The organism is Nitrincola lacisaponensis (assembly GCF_000691225.1).
In the GTDB taxonomy this organism is placed as follows: domain Bacteria; phylum Pseudomonadota; class Gammaproteobacteria; order Pseudomonadales; family Balneatricaceae; genus Nitrincola; species Nitrincola lacisaponensis.
Genome location: NZ_JMSZ01000032.1, coordinates 348,582 through 369,059 on the forward strand (window position 1 = coordinate 348,582; position 20,478 = coordinate 369,059).

Annotated in this window: 15 protein-coding genes; 10 read left to right on the forward strand and 5 right to left on the reverse strand. The window is 50.6% G+C overall.

The genetic code is table 11. The features are described from left to right. Positions 1 to 34 precede the first annotated feature (34 nt). The 5 genes from ADINL_RS16515 to ADINL_RS11755 form a co-directional block, all read right to left on the reverse strand. Positions 35 to 634 carry a response regulator transcription factor gene (locus ADINL_RS16515; protein ID WP_036548043.1) on the reverse strand — a complete coding sequence of 200 codons (600 nt, stop codon included), beginning with the start codon at positions 632 to 634 and terminating at the stop codon, positions 35 to 37. Next, positions 631 to 2,055 (reverse strand): HlyD family type I secretion periplasmic adaptor subunit, encoded by a 1,425-nt coding sequence (locus ADINL_RS11740; RefSeq protein WP_036548045.1) that lies wholly within the window; start codon positions 2,053 to 2,055, stop codon positions 631 to 633. Before ADINL_RS11740 ends, ADINL_RS16515 begins: the two co-directional genes overlap by 4 nt. Continuing rightward, positions 2,055 to 4,190: a type I secretion system permease/ATPase gene (locus ADINL_RS11745; RefSeq protein WP_036548047.1), complete on the reverse strand. Its 2,136-nt coding sequence runs from the start codon at positions 4,188 to 4,190 to the stop codon at positions 2,055 to 2,057. Before ADINL_RS11745 ends, ADINL_RS11740 begins: the two co-directional genes overlap by 1 nt. An 83-nt stretch (positions 4,191 to 4,273) precedes the next feature. Then, a complete protein-coding gene (locus ADINL_RS11750; RefSeq protein ID WP_036548050.1) occupies positions 4,274 to 5,701 on the reverse strand; it encodes a TolC family outer membrane protein in 1,428 nt (475 codons plus the stop codon). 110 nt (positions 5,702 to 5,811) lie between these two features. After that, positions 5,812 to 9,174 carry an ATP-binding protein gene (locus tag ADINL_RS11755; protein WP_036548054.1) on the reverse strand — a complete coding sequence of 1,121 codons (3,363 nt, stop codon included), beginning with the start codon at positions 9,172 to 9,174 and terminating at the stop codon, positions 5,812 to 5,814. Positions 9,175 to 9,363: 189 nt separating this feature from the next. On the opposite strand from ADINL_RS11755, the gene ADINL_RS16795 reads away from it, so the two are divergent. From ADINL_RS16795 to ADINL_RS11805, 10 genes are all read left to right on the forward strand, one after another. Then, entirely contained in the window at positions 9,364 to 11,268 is a 1,905-nt protein-coding gene (locus ADINL_RS16795; protein WP_036548057.1) for a retention module-containing protein, read from the forward strand. A 30-nt stretch (positions 11,269 to 11,298) separates the two neighbouring features. After that, positions 11,299 to 11,880 (forward strand): hypothetical protein, encoded by a 582-nt coding sequence (locus ADINL_RS11765; RefSeq protein WP_036548060.1) that lies wholly within the window; start codon positions 11,299 to 11,301, stop codon positions 11,878 to 11,880. Between the two features lie 178 nt (positions 11,881 to 12,058). Continuing rightward, complete coding sequence (locus ADINL_RS11770) at positions 12,059 to 13,462, forward strand: undecaprenyl-phosphate glucose phosphotransferase (protein ID WP_036548063.1); 1,404 nt, start codon at positions 12,059 to 12,061, stop codon at positions 13,460 to 13,462. A 244-nt stretch (positions 13,463 to 13,706) separates the two neighbouring features. Further along, on the forward strand, positions 13,707 to 14,258 hold the full coding sequence (locus ADINL_RS11775; RefSeq protein WP_036548066.1) for a heat-shock protein: 552 nt from the start codon (positions 13,707 to 13,709) through the stop codon (positions 14,256 to 14,258). A gap of 282 nt (positions 14,259 to 14,540) precedes the next feature. Next, on the forward strand, positions 14,541 to 15,119 hold the full coding sequence (locus ADINL_RS11780) for a hypothetical protein (protein WP_036548069.1): 579 nt from the start codon (positions 14,541 to 14,543) through the stop codon (positions 15,117 to 15,119). A gap of 576 nt (positions 15,120 to 15,695) precedes the next feature. Continuing rightward, entirely contained in the window at positions 15,696 to 16,238 is a 543-nt protein-coding gene (locus tag ADINL_RS16500; RefSeq protein WP_152547669.1) for a hypothetical protein, read from the forward strand. Between the two features lie 104 nt (positions 16,239 to 16,342). Continuing rightward, the gene (locus ADINL_RS11790) at positions 16,343 to 16,894 is read left to right on the forward strand and encodes a polysaccharide biosynthesis/export family protein (protein ID WP_036548075.1); all 552 of its coding nucleotides are present in this window, start codon (positions 16,343 to 16,345) and stop codon (positions 16,892 to 16,894) included. A gap of 18 nt (positions 16,895 to 16,912) precedes the next feature. Next, on the forward strand, positions 16,913 to 18,040 hold the full coding sequence (locus ADINL_RS11795; RefSeq protein ID WP_036548079.1) for a porin family protein: 1,128 nt from the start codon (positions 16,913 to 16,915) through the stop codon (positions 18,038 to 18,040). 30 nt (positions 18,041 to 18,070) lie between these two features. Next, on the forward strand, positions 18,071 to 19,654 hold the full coding sequence (locus ADINL_RS11800) for a GumC family protein (RefSeq protein WP_036548081.1): 1,584 nt from the start codon (positions 18,071 to 18,073) through the stop codon (positions 19,652 to 19,654). 29 nt (positions 19,655 to 19,683) lie between these two features. Next, complete coding sequence (locus ADINL_RS11805) at positions 19,684 to 20,475, forward strand: CpsD/CapB family tyrosine-protein kinase (protein ID WP_036548083.1); 792 nt, start codon at positions 19,684 to 19,686, stop codon at positions 20,473 to 20,475. Positions 20,476 to 20,478 lie beyond the last annotated feature (3 nt).

Consider the following 20,478-nt stretch of genomic DNA (forward strand, 5'->3'; position numbering starts at 1 on the left):
CCTTATAGTGATAAGGCGAAGTGTAGCACAGGCTTTAGTGGCCCCGTACTACCAGCATCAAATGCATTCGATCACGGACGCCAAGTTTTTGGAAAATAGCACTTAGATGTGCTTTGACCGTACGTTCAGTAATATCCAGTTTGCGCGCAATTTCCTTATTGCTGGCACCGGTCATCACTGCATCTGTCACTTCGCGCTCACGCTCTGTCAGCAGGCTCAGGTCAACGTCAGATGACTGCTGCTGTTTCAACACCTGAGAAAAAATACCCACCATGCGCGTCAGCAGGGGAGCAGGTAACCACATGGCGCCCTGACTCACGCTCTGTGCCACCTGTTGCAGGGTTGCAACGTTTGCCAGGGCTTCTGTATAGCCACGTGCACCGGCTTCCAGAGCATCGCGCAGCTCGTCGGTGTTCTCGAGGCGGGTCAGTACAATCACTTTACAGCCACCCTGGGCATAGAAAGACACCAGATCAAGCCAGTTGCGGCTGGCGGATAGAATCCAGACGAGCGTCTGTGTGTCCGCCATGGGGGGCAATGACACGCCAGCATGAATGGCCGCCTCGGGGAACGCAGCTGTCCAGCGTGGACTACTGAAACTTTCTTCCGTTAAAAATAAATGTTTCTGCGTCATCGTTCACTCATCGCTTGTGAAGTGGCTCTTAGTACCGGTTTCATCAGATATTCCAGCACAGTTTTCTTGCCGGTCAGAATATCCACCTGGGTTGTCATCCCTGGAATGATGGTCAGATCGTCGGCAAATCCAGACTCGTAAGTACGCAGACGAACCAGATAGTAGGTGTTGTCCCGTTCGTCGGTAATTGTGTCCGCACTGATGTGTTCCACTTCGGCATCCAGACCGCCGAAAATGGCGAAGTCGTAGGCCGTAAATTTGATCACTGCCTGCTGCCCAGGACGAATAAAGGCAATATCCTTGGGCGGAATGCGGGCTTCGATAATCAGCTGGTCATCCAGCGGGATGATCTCCAGGACCTCGCGACCCGGCGTTACAACACCCCCCACCGTATTGGTGAACAGGCGTTGCACTGTGCCACGAACCGGTGCACGAATCTCGGTTTGCCGGACTAAGTCCTCCAGGCCTGACTCAGCCTGGGTCAGGGCATTCAGGCGTGCACGTGATTCGGAGAGTTGTGCATTCCAGCGATTACGTACGGTCAGCTCGACTTCACGAATCTTGTTACGTGCCTCTTCAATCGCGGCTTCACTGCGGCTGATTGAGGCATCTGCACGGTTCACTTCCCCGCGCGCATTGGACACTTCACGTTCCAGACGGATGATATCGACATCAGAAACAGCACCTGATTGCAGCAGGGGGCGCGTCACTTGCAGTTCACGAGAGCTTAACGCCAGGCTGCTGGCATATTGTGAGCGTGCGGCACGTGCCTCGCGCAAATCCTGCTCACGTTGTTCCAGTTGACGACGGTAAATTGAGATCTGCTCATTCAGTTCTTCACGATTGGTAAAGAAGGTATTCCGCTCGTGGTTAACAATATCCGGGGCTTCGAGTACCAGATCTACCGGAAAGTCCGGCTCATCCAGGTTGCCAATCAAGGCCTGCAGGCGCGCGACTTCAGCTGTCAGTGATAAAAACTGGGCACGACTCTCACGCAGGCTCGAAACTGCACGCGTCGGGTCAATCCGTAATAGCAGGTCACCCTGTTCAACAATTTGGCCTTCCCGGACCAAAATTTCTTCGACAATCCCTCCATCAAGCGATTGTACGATCTGCAGTTGGCGAGAGGGGATCACACGGCCATCACCACGTGCCACTTCATCCAGTGGCGCATTCGCCGACCAGACCAGCAAGGCGACTAATGCCAGGGCCATAATGTAGAGCAGGCGTCGTGCATGAACAGGCTCTTGCTGGATACGTCCCCATTCAGCATCGACCACCCAGTCTCTATCTGCGGGAGTTCCCAGCCAGCGGCCAAAAATACGATCCATGAGCGGTGCACCGCGATGTCCGACAGCCTGACTGATCTGTCCGACCCGGTCAAAGCCCTGTTGTTCCAGTGTGGGTTTATCGGTCGTCATCAGTTGGCACTCCCGACACGACCCTGTTTCAGGGCTTCCATGACTTCAGCTTTCGGACCATCCGCAACGATTTTACCCGCATCAACGACAATAATGCGGTCAGCCAGAGTTAACAGAGAACTGCGATGGGTGACCACCAGCAGTGTTTTACCTCTGGAATAGCGCGACAGATTCTGCTTGAAAGTCTCTTCACTGGTGTGATCGAGTGAACCGGTGGGCTCATCCATCAGCAGAATCGGTGGGTCATTAACCAGTGCACGGGCAATCGCGACCGATTGTCGCTGGCCACCGGAAAGCAGTTGTCCGCGTTCACCTACCTGCATATCAAAACCGGCAGGATGCGAATTAATAAAGGGGGCCAGACCGCTGAGTGTTGCGGCACGCAGAATCTGTTGATCCTCGGCTCTGGGGCAGGCTGTAATAATATTATCCTTCAGCGTACCGAAAAACATCGATACATCCTGAGGTACATAACCGATCTGACGACGCAGTTCAGAAGGATCAATCTGACGCAGGTCCACACCATCCATCAGAATGGCACCACTTTCAGGCTCATAGAGGCCCAGAATCAGCTTTTCCAGGGTGGTCTTGCCCGAGCCGTTACGTCCCAGAATGGCGACATGCTCTCCGGCACGTATCTTGAAGCTCATATCCGTGATCGCCAGACGTTCATCATCCGGGTAGCGGAAGTTAACCCGCTTGAATTCGATTTCACCACGCAGGGCGGGGCGGCTGATCCAGTTTTTATTCTCGGGACGCTCAACCGGGCGTTCCATAATCTCGTTCAATGATTGCATCGCCGTCGCTGAATGATGGTATTGTGCCAGCAGTCCGGCGGCCTGACTGATGGGAGCCATGGCGCGGGAAGACAGCAGGTAAGCCGCAATCAGACCACCCTGGGTCAGGTTGCCTTCAATGATCATATACACACCGATAATAATAATCGCGACGGCGACGGTATGTTGGGTCCATTGGGCACCATTGGTAATCGATGCGGAAATCAGCCGCATCTGTGCCGCTGTCCGGGTCAGAAAAATAGTGGTTTTTTCCCAGATAGTCTGAATACGGCTTTCGGCACCAAAGCTTTTCAGCGTTTCCAGATTTGACAGGCTTTCAATCAGAGTCGAGTTACGCATCGCACCGGCACGCATCGAGGTTTCCGACAGGCTATGCATTTTCGCTTGCGCGCTGAGCGCATAAATCAGTACCAGTAAGGCACCGGCAATAATTGGCAGCACCAGGGGCCAGCCAATAATGGCAATGACAGTAGCAAACAGCAGCACAAACGGCAGGTCGACCAGGGCTACAACAGTCAGAGAGCCTATAAAACTGCGGACCGACTCAAACGATTGAATATTAGCGGCGAAGGAGCCTGCGGAGGCCGGGCGGTTAATCATTTTCATGCCCAGTACCCGTTCCATAATGGCGGATGACAGTTTGACATCGGCACGGCTGGCACCCAGATCAACGAACCAGCTACGCATCAGTCTCAGAATCAGGTCTGCTGACAGAACGATAAAAACACCAGCAGCCAATACCCAGAGGGTATCTGTGGCATGATTGGGGACCACACGGTCATACACGTTCATAACGAACAAGGGCATGGCCACTGCAAAGCAGTTGATCATCACAGCAGCCAGGAGTACATCCCGGTAGAGTCGGCGGTTCTCGGCAATAACGCCCCAGAACCAATGACGATCTCGTACTTTTTTGATTTCCGGCGCACGGCTGTCAAAACGAAACTCCGGGCGGGCGTAGATGACCTGTCCGGTATATTTCGACTGAATTTCACTCAGAGGTAAAGCGACAACAGTTTCACTGAGTTCCGGATAGATCACTTCAGCTGTTTGCTGTTCGTGATCAATCCGGTTCAGCACACAGGCCTTATCATCTTTGAGAATCAGGATGGCGGGCAGCAGATTTTCGTTCAACTGCTCCAGAGGACTTTGGCTGATGCGGCTTGCAAGGCCTGCCCGCTTGGCTGCACGGTGAAACACTGAAGGGGTAAGTGTTCCGTTCACCAGGGGCAGGCCAGCAATTGCTGTTTCTGCGGAAACCGGTGAGTCATGAAACCGGGAAATAATCAGTAGACAGCCCAGTAACGCACCACCAGGGGTTTCACTAAAGACAGACATACAGCGTTCCAACGACCTCAGGCATGTGTAAGGCGGACCTGATGGTTCAGGTCCGCAGGGGTAACGCGTTTAACTCCGTGTACTCAGCGCAGCAAGCGACTCTGTGCAATGCTGCTGTTTACATCCAGATCAGGGCAGGCAGAGTCTGCATCGACCGGGAAGGTTTCGGCACCCAGATCAGCCAGGCTTGGCAAACCGGCACGTACAACATCCAGCGCAGGCAGCAGTTCACCCATCAGTGTCAGCGCACGAGCGGCTGCAATGCTGCGATCATAGAGTGCGTTGGTGTAGGCGCGGCTGGCCTGGAAGTACTCGTTTTCGGAGTCCAGAACATCCAGCAGCGTACGCTGACCTATATCAAACTGATCCTTATAGGCGGTACGCACCCGATCAGAAGAAATGCGGTGCTGGTTCAAAGCAGGTAGCTGCTCGTCGAGTTTACGTACATCGTTGATGGCAATCTGCAGGGTCTGACGCAGGTCAACACAGGCCTTGTCACGCTGGTTTTTGGCAATGTTGACTTCTTCGTAAGCGCGCTGCAAAGAGGCCTGATCACGACCACCGTTGTACAGGTTATAGCGGAATTCCAGTGCGATACGACCATCGTTACGACGGTTATCAAAGCCCTGATCATCATATTCCTGGGTACGGTAGCGCGCAGTCAGGTTCAAGCGTGGACGGAACTCGGAACGAGCTGTGTTGACGGCTGATTCCTGTGCATGGATATTTCGGATTGCCGCATGGAAAGCCGGATTACCCTGATACGCCAGGCGCAATGCTTCACGCACATCGGCAGGCAGGTTGCTGTCATTCAGGCTGACAGGTGCCATGTTATCGGCGGGCAGCTCGCCTACAATACGCAGGTAACGTGCACTGACATCATGCAGGTTAGACAGCTCTGTCAGCAGGTTGGCTTCTGCCAAAGACAGACGGCCAGATATCTGTTCCAGATCGGCACGACGTGCAACACCCGCACGGGCACTTTCTTCAATCTGGTTGAAAACCTGAATGTGCTCTTCAAAGTTTTCTTCTGCCAGTGCCACCAGCTCACGATAACGCATCACATCTTCGTAAGCATTCATCGCTTGCAGAGCGGTATTCTCGACATCATCCAGCAGTTCGAAATAACGCACCAGCTGAGCGCTCTGGAAACGCTCCACTTCACTGCGGGTACGCATGCCGTCATACAGCATTTGTGTCAGGCTTAACTCAGCTGCTGCACCGGAAAAGTTACGTTTTCCATCGTAGTTTTTCCAGTCGCGATGCTCATGACCATAGCCTGCTGTAAAATCAACGATAGGGCGGTATCCACCGCGCGCAAATTCAGTGTCATGGCCGGATGCCAGAAATGCATGCCAGCTGGCTTGAACTTCGGGGTTGGTTTCGATGGCCTTACGAGCGATATCAGCAATGGTGGTGCTGGACATCTGTGCGTAAGCCGTTGCAGAAATCAGGCAGCTACTGGCGACCAAACACGCCAGTAACTTGCGCGGAGCATTAATTATTTTCATTCCCTTCACCCATGGATAAATCATTAATCATGATTGGCTGTGATCTAGGTTAACACCCTAACGTAAGCAAAGAGTAATCAGCTCAATAATTTGCTTATCTCTGCAATAACTTATAGGTCCTGAAGCAGTTTCTGTAAAGTCTGTAATAAAAACTCATGCTCACGCCCGGTTAATTGCTCCAGTGTCTGCTGCACAAGTCTGTGTGCTTCAGCTGACAAGCCTGAACGAATCAGGGCTTCAGTGCCCAGCAAAGCAGCCATCGGTAGACCGTCAGCATAGGTGCTTTTGATGCCGCCGATCAGCCAGTCGATCTGTTCCGCCTGTACAGGTGATGCGGTGGAAGCATTCAGGCTTAACAGTAATAACTCCGAAGCACAGAGCCACAAATGATGCTGCAGGCTGATTGCAATCTGATGACACTGCTGCGCCAGGCTGAGAGCCTGCTCTGGTTTGCCGCAGCGAGCCAGTGTAGAGGCTGCGAAAAACAGCTGATAACAGTGGCTGCTGTCTGATAGTGAAGCAGCGGGGAGGGCTAATAATGTTTTGATTATAGTGAGTGCTTCATCTGGTTGATCATCAAAGCACCAGGCCCAGCAGAGAAAGCCAAGTGTCAGAACAGCCGGGTTGTCATGGCTGTAACTGTTCAGCTCATCAGAGTTGGCCTGATTTACCAGTGCCAGGGCTTGTTCTGCGTGTGCGCGGCTTTGACTGAAGCGACCCTGCCAGAAATGGCTGTTTGCCAGTGCCCAGTGCGCCAGTGTCAGTTGTGCCGGGGTTTGCGCGTAATCATATAAAAGGTTGGCAGACTGTAGCCGTGAGTGCTGGCCGTCCATTGAGCCAATGCCTAGAAACAGCAAATAAATAGAGCGGAAGTAGGTCTCTTTATCCATGAGTTGTTTTGCGAGTTGTGAGGCTTCAGAGGCAGCTTTGAATGCGTAACGGTCTCCATAACCAAAGGCCATGATGCGTGCGTGGGCCAGGTCATTCAATAAGGTTATACGTTGTTCCAGGGGGTAGCCCACGGATGTGTCCAGTTTCAGCGTCTCACCCAGGCAGTGGGCTGCCTCCGTATAACGCTTCTGTGCCAATGCCTGTTGTGCGCATACGAGATAGGTATCTGCAGCCTTTTCCAGCTCGCCTGCCGCTCGCCAATGGTAAGCCAGGCGCGCCTGGTTTTGCCGCTTGTTTTGCAGCGCCAGTGCCAGTGTTTTGTGAACATAGCGCCGTCGACTGGGCGGGTTCAGTGATGCCATGACGTGTTGCAGAACGGGTGGGCCCTGCAGCAGAGGTGGTTGATCATCATCAGGCCAGCAGAGTGCGCGCTTGAGGGCTTCATCACGTTGTTCACCAAGCTGGTCAATACTATGGCAAAAATGCTGCTGTACCTGAGCCGGTATCTGTTCTTCTGATACTTGGTGAGCCATCGCTTTTAACAGATAGGGATTATGCTCTGTGAGGGTCAGCAGTCGCTGAATTTCATCGGGCGAACGCCAGATGCCTCGATCCCGACTGAAAAAATTCAGTAGCTGTATGGCAGATTCCGTGCTGATGGCCGGTAGCGTCATGTGCTGCCACTCCAGGTGTCGAGCGGCTTCTGGCAGTTGCCTGGCAGTCATTAATAGCAGTACCGGGCAGGGGGTGAGGCTGGGTAAAAGTTCGATCAGTTTCAATGTTGCCGGATCGATCCAGTGACCATCTTCTACCCAAAGCAGCAGGCAGGGTGTATGCATGGGCTGTAACAGTGATGCAATGACGCCGAATGCCTGACGTATAGACTGCTCAGAGGGTGGTGTATTGCGTGTCACCAGGTCAATTAACAAGGGTTGGGCTGCCAGCTTGTCCCAGCCGTGACGATACAGGCGCTCACGCAACGTATCCGGCTTGATGACTTCATCCGCCTGTAACCCCAGTAGTTGGCGTAAGCAACTGATCAGTGGAAAAAATGGATGTTGCTTACGGTCCGGATAGCAGCGCAGTTTAAACACCCTGCCACCGCTCAGGCGCTGCTGTTTAAGCCACTGAGTGGCCTGTACTGATTTGCCGCTGCCAGCGGGTCCTGTCAGGCTGATCAGCACAGGTGTCAGCCGTTCCAGTGCCTGATTACGTAATTGGGTCAGGTCATCATAGAGGGCGCGCATTTCAGGAAGGGGGGCAGCGGGCATCTCGGCAATCCAGGTAGGCTCGTCCTCCAGCAGGTAGGCTGCAGACAGGCTGCCATCATTACGTCGCCTGCGCTCGGTCATTTTGCGGGCCTGAACCTTTCGTTCCAGCAGTGTATAGCAAGGTTCGCTGAGCAAAATCTGACTATCACTGGCGCTCTGGCACAACAGGCTGGTTTCTTCAGTCACATCGCCTAACAGGTCAGGTAAGTCGGCGTTCTGAGAAGACAGCAGCAGCCCGCTGTGAATGCCGGCCCGAAGATCAATTTCAGGATGTGTTCGCGCATAGTGCATCAGGCGAATCGTACTGCGAACCGCCATCCAGGCGTTGTCTTCCAGTGCCTGGGGCCAGCCGAAATAGAAGAAGGCACCACGTCCTGCGCTGTTTAGATGAAATGCACCGATTTCGTCACACAAAAGCTTGCGGGAGTAATGGTCTGCATCAAAGAGTTTCTGGGCTGCAGCCTCTGGATCAGGCAGGTTGCAACGCCATTGCAGGTGTACCACCACAACCGGAGAAATTTTCTCAACGGCAGGAAACTGGTCAGGCTGAACCGGGCGTTGGATCTGTTCATTTAACTGCTGTGCCAGTTGGTTATAGAGCGTCAGTGAGGCATTATCGGGTAAGACTCCCAGTTCGCGCTCCATGCGTTGAGCGAAATTTTCGAACAGTCGCAGTGCCAATCGTGATTGACCATGGTCATTGCATAACCGCATCGCTTCGCGCAACAGTGATTCATTGTCAGGATCGATTTGCAGTAGTTTTTGTACATAGCTAATAACCAGGCCCGACTGCCGGTCTGTTTGAGCTTGAGCCAGTAGTGTATTCAGCAGGCGAACCTGGCAGCTACGGAAAAACGCACGTTTATCTGCCAGCCAGCTTTCAAACTCTTCACAATCCGGCAAACTATAGCCTGCCATGAATTCCCCGGTGAGCAGGCTGTCTTCATGAAAAGGCGCTTCCTGCTGCTGCAGGGTTTGCAGGTCGAAAATATCCAGCTGCAATAAAGGATGATCATGTAACGCTATAAAGTGACGGCTGACTTGCAGTGCATTGTGGAAAGGATGGTCATTAAAGAGTTTCGACAGAATGGAGAGTACCTGCCTCAGGTTTACACGCGCGGAGGACTCATCCAGATCAGGCCAGAACAGACTGGCAATATAAACCCGCGAATGATTTCTATTGCGTTCGGCAGACAAAAATCCCAGTAAACCCAAAGCCTTACGGTAGCGCAGTTGTAAAGCTATATCACCACCTGTGCTTTTCAGCATCGGTGTATCGAGTAAACAAAGTCGACTGACCTGTGTGTTCAAAGTGTATCTCCATGCAGGTGTCCGCAGCCCAAAAGTGTAATAACCCTATCTGTACTACGGTCCAATAGTCTTGCCGTGCCAGACACTTATAATGCCACGCATAACCGAACAAATGTACATGTGTAGATCTGTTCGAGAGCTAACCTTGCTGGTTAAGCAGTACAGTCCGAAATATTTAAGGATACTGAAATGGAAACAGCTATTGCAGTGGTAACAGAGATCAGTGGTGAAGTGTATGCGCGTGCTGCCGACGGTTCGCTCAGATCTCTACAGCCGGGCGATCAGCTTTTTGCCGGTGAAACCCTGGTGACCGCAGAAAGCGGTCAAGTGGTACTGGATTTCGGAAACGGGGAAGTGGCTGAATTTGGCCCGAACCAGGCACTGGGCATGACTGAGCAGATGCTTGGCAGTACAGAACCTGTTCCTTTTGATAACCAGATTACAGATCCTAGTGTTGCAGCGGTGCTGGCAGCGCTGGATGGCGAAGGTGACCTGCTGGATGATCTGGAAGCACCTGCTGCCGGAACAGACGGTGCGCCCGAAGGCGGTGGTAGCAGCATCGTGCAACTGGTCAGAGTTTTCGAAAGCATTGATCCGCTGGCGTTCTCTTTTGATCAAGAGCCAGTAGAGCCGTTTGAGGCACCGATCGGTGATCAGGAAGGTGAATTGCTGGCTGATGCAGATGAGCCAGATTTGCCTGAAACACCGAATATTCTACCTCCCGAGCTGTCATTGTCTTCATCTCATATGGTGTTGGCGGGCGCGACTGCGATCACGACTGCTCGTGGCATGATTGACTTGGAAAATTTTGAGCAGGGTAAAACATATAACCCCGAATATAACGGCAATCGCATAGCACCTTGGCAAGGCCTGTCTAAAAATGTGATCGAGGCAGAGCTTGATCTTGAGCCAGGTTCTCTGAACCACTTTAATCCGCCTGGAAATGGTACGGTCAATCATGACAGTAATGTCAATGTATGGGATGGCAAGCTGACAACCTCCCAGGTGAGCATGAAAGAGGGTACGGGTATTCAGTTTGACTGGACCTTCTACAATGGTGAAGGCAAAGCCTCTCAGATTGAGTCTGGTAAAAATGATCTGGTTGTTCTGGTTATTACCAAACCGGACGGTAGCAAAGAAATTATACAGGTCAGTTCATCTGAAGAGCTCCAGGCTGCAATGATCGGTAATGGAGAGTTCAACTATACAGCGGACCAGGATGGCACTTACCGGTTTGACTGGTTGGTTCTGAACGGTCGTGATACTAGCCTAGATTCTGCACTGGCTATCTCTCAGCCCGTATTTACGTTGAATGGAACGGATTACTTCAGCCAGCCCGTGGATTTAACCATTAGTGCTTCGCTTGGCAGTGCCTTGCCAGGTGAGTCGCTGACAGTTGAAATCTCGGGTGTGCCTGCCGATGCGGCTTTCAGTGCAGGGACTGATCTGGGCGGTGGTGTCTGGAGCTTTACCCCTGCTGAACTGGAAGGGCTGCAGTTCCTGCCGCCTGTCGGCTTCAGTGGCGAGCTGGCGCTGACCGTAACAGCCAGTGCTACGCTGGATGGTGTGACTGAAACAGCATCGGGTGATCTGACTGTGCGTGTAGATGTCACCAGTAATACCGTCTCTGATGGCTCGGCAGGTGATGACGTACTGATCGGCACCGATGGTAATGATCTGATTCACGGCTATGCCGGAAACGATCTGATTATTGGTGGTCCGGGCAACGATATCCTGTTTGGTGGTCTGGGAGCGGATACCTTTGCCTGGAGCCTGGGTGATCAGGGTACAGTGGATGCGCCAGCAATGGATATTGTGGGTGACTTTACTCTGGGTGATTATGGTGTTGATGCCGAGGCAGATCGCCTGGATCTGGCAGACCTGTTGTCTTTTGACAGTCTGTCTGACCAGATTACAGATTTTCTGTCGATCAGCCTGCAGGGTGGAGATTCAGTTATCTCTGTGAGTCATGCGGGTGACGGCGCCATTACACAAAGTATTGTGTTGAAAAATGTCGATCTCACAACGCTTGGTAACAGCGATGCTGAGATTATCGAGTCGTTGATCAGCAGTGGTAATCTGATCGTTGAATAACAAAGACAATTAAGTCAAGGAGTTACTGAAATGAAACGTTTAATGACTGGTATAGTGCTGCTGCTGGCATCTACCTTGGCATCTGCTGCTACGGTGACCATATCGAACCCGGTGGCAGTCACAGGTTTTGAGGGTGATCAATCATCTGTGCCTGTTTCCTCTTTTTTTACCACGGATACGAGTGTAACGGCGTCTTTCCTGGATGGAATGAATGCCTATCAGCCTTTTCGTATCGAACTGGATGTGATTACTTCAGTGACCGGAGCGTTGAGCTTTGATCTGGCGACTTCGGTCGATGAGTGGGCTGTCAGTATTGTCAATACAGCGACTAATGTTGTAACTGAGCTGGGTAGCTGGTTTGTCCTGAATCAGGCTGGTCAGTTAACAGGCTTGCTGGCCGAAGTCGAGGCAGATACAGTTTACAAACTGGTTGTTTATGGTGATTATCTCCATGATATGGATTTCTCGCGAGACTTTACTTTAACACTGAGCAATATAGCCCTGTCTGAAGTGCCTCTGCCTGCTGCAGTGTGGCTATTCGGTTCAGTGTTGCTGGGTGGCCTGGCGCTGCGTCGCAAGCGTCAGAAGAGTTTAAGTGCTCAGGTGGCTTGATCGCCTGCTATCGGCATAGTGTTTTCCGAATGCTCTCCTTGTGAGAGCATTCGTTTTTTTTCAATATGTTACTTGCTTTGTGCTGCTGGCATCGTGTAAAAATAGTCTTTTAAACAGCTGTTCGTAAAAATGACAGTCGTTAGCGTTATCATGGATTGAAAGGGTAGGTGACACGGGTATGGCTCCAGCGAAATTAAGGATCAAACCGCATGAATCAAAGCTGAGTGCCTTGGCGCGTCTGGCAGATGCGGCGATTATTGTTATCACGCTTTGGTGTCTGATTGAGCTGTTTGGTCTGGAATGGGTGTCTGCTTATTACGTAATGGCTATTACTGCCATTGTCGTGTTCAACTTCATTTCTGAAATCAGTCTGACCTATCGTTCCTGGAGAGGGGCAGGGCTCAAGGCTGAGATTATCGCAGTAGCCAGTAACTGGTTTGCTGTGGTTATGCTGTTCATTCTCATCGATTTCTTTTTCAAGCCCACTGATCTCTACAACCGTGAGTTATTACTGACCTGGTTTCTGCTGACACCTGTAGAGTTGGTCTGCTGGCACGGGATTATGCGCGCGTTTCTGAGCACGGTGCGTGAGACGGGTCATAATACTCGTGCAGTGGCTATTTACGGGGCAACAGAGCTGGGTCGTGAAGTCCGCAGCAAGATTGAAGATATGCCCTGGGCGGGTTACAACTTTATTGGTTACTTTGATGATCGCAACTTTGAACTGGGCCGTCGTGAAGAAAGCCAGGTCGAAGGTGGGCATGCGGATCTGGTTGAGCGCGCCAAAGCCGGGGAGATTGAAGTCATCTTCATTGCGTTACCCTTGCGTGCAGAAAAGCGTATCAAAAGCCTGCTTGATGAGTTGGCTGATACAACTGTATCCGTGCACATGATGCTCGATGTGTTCAGTTTTGATTTACTCAGTGCGCGTTGGGTGGATTTGAATGGCATGCCAGCGATCAGTATTTTTGAATCCCCGCACATCGGAATGAACAGCATGAGCAAGCGTGCGGTGGATCTTGTATTTGGCAGTATGATCCTGACACTGATTTCTATTCCGATGTTGTTAATCGCGCTGGGCGTCAAGCTGAGCTCACCAGGCCCCGTGTTCTTCAAGCAGAAGCGCTACGGTGTTAATGGTCAGGAAATTAATGTACTGAAATTCCGTTCAATGCGTGTCATGGATGCGGGTGATGGCGAGGTGAAACAGGCGACCAAGAATGACAGCCGTATCACGCCTTTTGGTGCATTTATTCGCCGTACTTCTCTGGATGAGCTGCCGCAGTTCCTGAATGTTATCGGTGGATCCATGTCGATCGTGGGTCCACGCCCGCATGCGGTATCTCATAATGAGTTCTATCGTGGGCAGATCCATGGCTATATGCTGCGTCACAAGGTCAAGCCCGGTATCACCGGTCTGGCGCAAATCAAGGGATTTCGGGGCGAAACGGATACGCTGGACAAAATGGAAGGCCGTATTCGCTACGATCTGGAATATATTCGCACCTGGTCAGTCTGGCTGGATGTAAAAATTATTTTTCTGACTGTTTTCAAGGGTTTTGTACACAAAAACGCTTATTAATATAATGTGGGGTGCGGATAAAGGCAGAGGGCTTTGATGTGCTACTGTAGCGTGGTTGCATCTCCCATTACATAAGTTATACTAGTTGCAATGGTGTAGCAGACATGTCTTTCGGGACATGACACCGCGCAACCCGAATAGGGTCGAGGCTGTGCCCGGTAATGGCGTTCTGAATCCAGGCTGTATGCTTGGCGAAGGCTCCTTATGGAGCCTTTGTTATTTTTGGCATAGGGATTGCTGATTTTTGAAAAAACCTTTTAATCTGTCTGATGATGAATACCAGTTCTGGAAGTCGTACATTCTTGATGAGTGTATTTTTGATCTTGGGCATCTGACAGCTTGCAAGCACACCTTTAAACACCCGGAACGTAATGAGTCATATACTCTGTATATTACGTTTTCTCATCATGTGTTCACCCGCTCTCCTTCAGTTGAAGAAGATTATGATCCCGATCAAATTTATCCATTTCCAAATGAGGACTTAAGGCTATTTGATGAGGTGCGTTATGAGTTATCCCATCACCTGCCTGCCATCATTGCCTCATTGCCAGAACAGTTTTGCTATCACGGTGGTTATAGCCGGTACTGCAGTTGCAAGGTAGTAATGGCAAATGGTATGGAGGTCGACTATCAGGTTGTATATCGTGTATGGAAGGCTCGTGGGAAAATGCGCTTTCATGTTGAGAGTGCATATCCTTTGAAAGAGCGCCTGGGGCGTGTGAAAAAAGTGAGCTTTTGGGTAATCTGCTTTAATCTGGCAACAGGAAAAGCTTTGCCCAAGCCTGCGGCTAAGTGAAAATGCTTTGTTTTCAGATATATATCCTTTGGTTGTTTTAATAAATATATTGTTAAAGTTTAATACTAAAGAATTTAATTACGTAAAATCAGTTACTTATTTTTATTGATTTATATCATGGTGTACTTGCGTACAGGGTGATGATGTTTAAAAAATGTTGATATAATGTTCTCGGCACTTGGTGTCACGCTTTGAGACGGGGTGTAGCAGTCCTAATCCTGGTCATGGCGTTGTGGTATTCATGAATTCACGAAAATGGAAATTACGTTGAGGACTCAACATATGAAGAAAATGCTCTTTGGTCTAGTATTGATGATGGCGTCGTTTGCAGTATCCGCTGCTACCATCTCTATTGGCAATCCAACTGTTACACCCGGAAGCTTCTATCTGGGTACGCCTGGCTACAGCAATAGCTTGCTGACAGACGCACAGCGTACCGACACAATCAACTCTGGCTATCTCACGGCCTGGGCAGGTGGCTCACTGACAACCTCCTGGGTACTTTCCTCGGATGTGGATGCCAGCTTCTCGCTGGGAGTCTCCGGATCAGGCACTTCCGGCATGAACAGCTGGACTGTTTCGATCCTGAGCAGTGGCGGTGCATTGCTGGCGTCTGGCGCGCTGGGAAGTGTGTTTGAAAACCTGATGATTGCAGCTGGCGATACGCTGACGGCCGTGGTTGCAGGTACCATCAGTTCAAGCATCTTTGCCAGCAAGTCTTACACAGCGTCTCTGGCGCTGAGCGATATCGCAGTCTCTGAAGTGCCGCTGCCTGCAGCTGTCTGGCTGTTCGGCTCTGTACTGATGGGCGCAGTTGCGCTGCGTCGCCGTAAAGCACGTCAGGTGGCTGTAGCTGCCTGAATATAAGCGTTATCTACTTAAAAGAGGCCGTTTGTGCCTCTTTTTTTTGCGCTGCAGCATTGTACTTGAGTACAGGCTTTTTTAAGTGAGCTCTTCCCTATAATCGAACTCACAGGGATGTATTGCCGATGGAAGCAGGGTGCAGTAGCCCTGGTCCTATCTTCCCGGCTGACAGGGTTCGATTGATATAAGTTGAGGATTTACTTATGAAAAGCTTAATATGGATGCTCTTTTTTCTACTTCCGTTACTTGCTCTTATGGTAACGGGATTGCCAGAAGTGCCGTTACCTGTGGCGCTATGGCTCTCTGCACCGGTTGTCTGGGTGGCATTGGCTCTAAGACGTCGTCAGCCGCGAAGCAAACCATTACATGCACAACAACAGTGCTAAATGCTATTGAATTGATTCATTTTGTTGCATGGCAACATTGTACCATGGTACAGGGTTTAATCTCGAAGGGGGTTCTTTATAATCCATGGTGACACGGATGTGTCTTTAAGGAACGGGTGTAGCAGTCCTAGCCTGAACCTTTTGAATTCATGAGTTCAAACCAATGTACAAAGTTGAGGATTCAACGATGAAGAAAATTTTACTGGGTGCTATGCTGATGCTGGCATCATTTGCAGCTTCGGCGGCAAGTGTGTCCATCACTAATCCAACCGTCACAACGGGAAGCGGCAATGTGTTGTCTGTCGAACTTCCTGGAACACAGTATACCTTCGGTTCTGCATTTGTTGAGGGGGAAGCTGTTTCCCTGTCATGGAATGCTGAATTAACTGGTATTGCGCTGGGTCTGGTGGATTTTAATGTATCTTCCACGCTGGTTGACTGGTCTTTGTCAATCTTTGATGGTATCTCCACCACTGTACTGACCAGCGATAACCTGGCCAATACAGCTGTCTCTTCACTGTTTACTATGGCAAGTGGTACTGTTTACAGCATTATCATGACAGGTACTGCGGCAATCAACAGCTTCACTGTTGGTTTCGCTTACCCGCCAGCTGTTTCTGAAGTTCCTCTGCCTGCAGCTGTATGGTTGTTCGGTTCTGTGCTGCTGGGTGGTTTGGCAATGCGTCGCCGCTCCCAGAAGCTGGGTCGTCAGCAGGCTGTTGCTGCCTAAACACTGTAAAATCAAAAAAAGGGGCTGACGGGCCCCTTTTTATTTGAAAGAATAGCTGTCTAATGCCATGGCTTGTGCAGCAGTTGTATAGAGGGAGTTATAGTATGCTAAAGCGCGTTGTTTTCAGTTTGGCTCTGATGTTGGCTTTGCCTTATGGGTCGGCCGTTGCGTCTGACGCTTACCGTCTCCAGCCCGGAGACGAGTTATTGATTTCTGTATGGCGTGAAGATGAATTGAACCGTCAACTGGTAGTGTTGCCAGATGGCCGGATTTCCTACCCGTTGGTAGGGCATGTTATGGCAGCGGGTCAGAGTGCCGAAGTGCTGGAAGCTCAACTGACCGAAAAACTGCGCGAATTTATTACCGAACCGCAAGTCAGCGTCAGTGTAACATCTGTCAGTGGTAATGTTGCCTTTGTGTTTGGTCAAGTGAACAATCCAGGCCCGCTGTTAATGTCTCGTGATCTGTCAGTGGTTCAGGCTCTGGCACTGGCTGGTGGCTTCACTCCATTTGCGTCGACCGGTCGCATCAAAATTATTCGTGAACAGGGTGACAGCAAAACCGTTCTGTCAGTCGATTATCCGGCGATTGAACGAGGTGGTGATCAACAGACCAACATATCCCTGCGAGCAGGTGATGTGATCATTGTTCCCTGATAAAAAAGGCATTTAAGGATGAAACGCAACTGGTGCAGCATGGTTTTTTTGCTGCCGTTTTCAGGGGTTCTGCTGGCGGCAGATACGGGTATTGAAGGCTCTATAGCCCAGTCAGTATCCTATGATGATAATTTTCTGTTTCGCGAAACGGCTGAGGATACCTGGATTTACACCCTGACACCGCAGCTGACCGGGTATTATCGCACTCCCATCTATACCAGTGCTTTAAATGGTGCGGTTGAAATCAGCCGCCACTCATCTTTTAGCCGTTATGATCGCAATAACCCGCGTCTGAATTGGCAGCAGAGCTGGCTCAGACCCCGAGCGGCTTACAACCTGGGTGTCGGTTATCAGCGCGCAGATCAACGTTCCGAAGCTGTTGATGATCTGGGGGATTTTACGACCCGAAGCCGGGTTACGACCTACAGCATCACACCCAGCTATCTGTACCAGTGGTCCGAGCGTGACACGCTGACACTGGCATTTTCATATGTTGAGCGTAACTACAGCGGTGACAGCAGCAGTAGTGATAACCAGAACTACACACTGAATAGCGGCTGGTCTCATCAAATGGATGAGCGTCTGGCGCTGAGGGGAAATCTCAGTTATACCCGTTATGAAGCCGATGGGCGCTTAACCGAGACTCAGTCAGATATCTGGCGGATTACCGGTGGTGCGACCTATGAATGGTCTGAGCGAACCACTGCAACCCTGCTGGTTGGTGCCAGCTGGCAGGAAACTCGAGAACGTATCCCGCTCTTGTCTGTCGAAGACAAATCAACCAGCACCGGCAGTGTTATCACCCTGCAATGGAACCACCAGTCGCTGATTGACAGCTACTCTGCATCCTTCAGTCGCGATCTGTTTCCTTCCAGTGATGGCACCGTGCGTGAACAGGACCGTCTGACCTTCGGATGGGGGCGCCCACTCAGTGATGTCAGTCGAGTCAGTCTGAACAGCAATTGGCTGAAATCCACGGATGATGATCGAACCCGCGAATACTTCTCACTGGCGCCAAGCTATACGCATGAGTTGAGTTCCGATCTTTCAGTTACTGGCCGCTATGACTACAAATGGCAAAAGCGCAGTGATGAAGGCAGCGTTGAAGGTAATGTGCTGCGTGTAAACCTTGTGTATCAGTTTTAACCTCACTTTCAGTCAATAGGATGACCCTCAGTGTTAGATGAAAATGAAAAAGGCTTGTCGGACTACCTGGATATACTCCGGCGTCGTAAATATTATTTCATTTTGACATTTCCTGTGTTGGCAGTGATTGCGATTGCGATTGCGATGTCATTACCGCCTATTTACCGATCACAGGGGGTGATCTTGATAGAGACGCAGGAAATTCCCACGGATCTTGTTCGAAGTACTGTAACCAGCTATGCGGAGCAGCAGATACAGGTTATTCAGCAGCGTGTGTTGACGACAGCACTGATTCAGGAGGCGATTCAGAAGCATAATCTATACCCTGAGCTGCGCCAGAAGGCGTCACCGACACAACTGGCACAGGAGTTTCGCAGCAATGTCTCGGTAGATATGGTCAGTGCTCGGGTAATGGATCCAAGACTGGGTCGACCTACTACTGCGAATATCGCTTTTACAGTGTCTTTCTATGATCCGAATCCGGTCAAAGCACAAGCCGTTGCCAATGACCTGGTCACTACTTTCCTGAGTGAAAATGTACGAGTGCGTACTGACCGGGCGGCAGAAACGACCAGTTTTATCAGGGAAGAAGCCAACCGCATGCGGACACGGGTGCAGGTACTGGAAGACCGGATCGCACAGTTCAAGTCAGAGTTTAGTAATAGCCTGCCGGAAATGCTGAACTTTAACCTGTCGATGATCGAGCGGGGTGAAGAGCGATTGCTGGCCATTCAAAATCAGCAGGCCCAGATTAATGACCAACTACACCTGTTAGGTATTGAGTTGTCTGCAATCGATCAGTTTTTGCCTGCTCCGATCCAGAGCAACCAGCCTATGACGCCAGCGCAACGTTTAGCCATGTTGCAGGAAGAGCTGGCGCAACTGTCTAACCGCTATTCAGATTCACACCCGGATGTGATTCGCCTTAAGCGTGAGATCGAAGTGCTACAGGGTACAGTTGGCAGTGCCGCCGCACCTGGGCGTGTGGTGAATCCCCAGTATCGTCAGATCAGTCTGCAGATTGAAAGCCTGCAGCGTGATCTGGCACGCCTTGAGCAACAGCGTGAACGGGTAGAGCAGGAGATTGAGACCTACCGTGAACGTGTAGCGCAGACGCCACAAGTACAGCGCGGGTACGAAGATTTGACTCGCGACTATGAAAGTGAATTGCGTAAGTACAATGAACTAAGAGCAAAAGAGCTGGAAGCTGAGATAGCGCAGAATCTTGAAACCGAAAGTAAAGCAGAAAGCTTTGTTTTGATTGAGCCGCCTCTTTTACCCACAAACCCTATCAAGCCAGATCGAAAGAAGGTTGCTGCCTTGGGAATATTTCTTTCAGGTTGTATCGGTCTTGGTTTGATCGTTTTGGTTGAGTTGCTTGATGGTGGTGTGCGTGGTGCTAAGCGATTGGGCGAAATATTTGGATCAAGCCCGTTGGCCAGCATTCCCGTTATTATGACGCAAAAAGATTATTTGATTCAGCGAGCTAGAAATATCAGTTATATCGGTATCGCCTTGCTGGCCATTGTAGCAAGCGTTGCGGCAGTACACTTTATGGTCATGAGCCTGGATATCCTTTGGTTCAGGGTGATGGGCCGCATTAACCTGATGTAAACCACGCATAAGCTAATGAGAGAATCAGGATGTTTCGACTTCAGAAAGCCTTAGAGAAAGCCAAAGAAAAGCGTGCAGAGATTCGGGGAAATACTCCGCATATGTCTCCGCTGGAAATGATCAGCTATTCCCAGACGCGCGTGGTAGAGCTACCCAGAGAAACTTTGGAAAAAAACCGCATTATCGCCGGGTTTCATAACGACCCGCGAGCACAGGTTTTCCGCACCTTGCGCACTAAGATTATTCAGAAAATGCGCAGTAATAACTGGAATACGCTGGCAATTACATCGCCTTCTGAAGAGGGGGGTAAAAGCCTGATCGCCTGCAATCTGGCCGTTGCCTTGGCGATGGAGGTCAATCAGACAGTGCTGTTGGTTGATCTGAATCTGCGTAACCCAACGGTGGCCAGTAATTTTGGTTTGCAACCAGAGAATAATATTTACGATTATCTGAAAGGTCGAGCTCAGCCCGCTGACCTGATGGTAAACCCTGGTATCGAGCGGCTAGTGGTGGTTCCAGGAGGTATTGCAGAGGGGAACTCATCTGAGCTGTTGTCGAGTCCTCGTATGAAAGCTTTTATCCGCGAAACCAAGAAGCGTTACAAGTCACGTATTGTGATTTATGACCTGCCTGCCGTATTGCCAACAGATGATGCATTGAGTGTCCTGGGTGATATGGATGCCGCTCTGCTGGTTGTCAGCGAAGGGCAGAATACTCGTGATGAAATAGAGCGGGCCCGTGATTTGATCTCGATTACCAATCTAATGGGCTGTGTGCTGAACAAATCATCCGAAAAAGTCGCTTCATTGGCACAGGAATAGGGA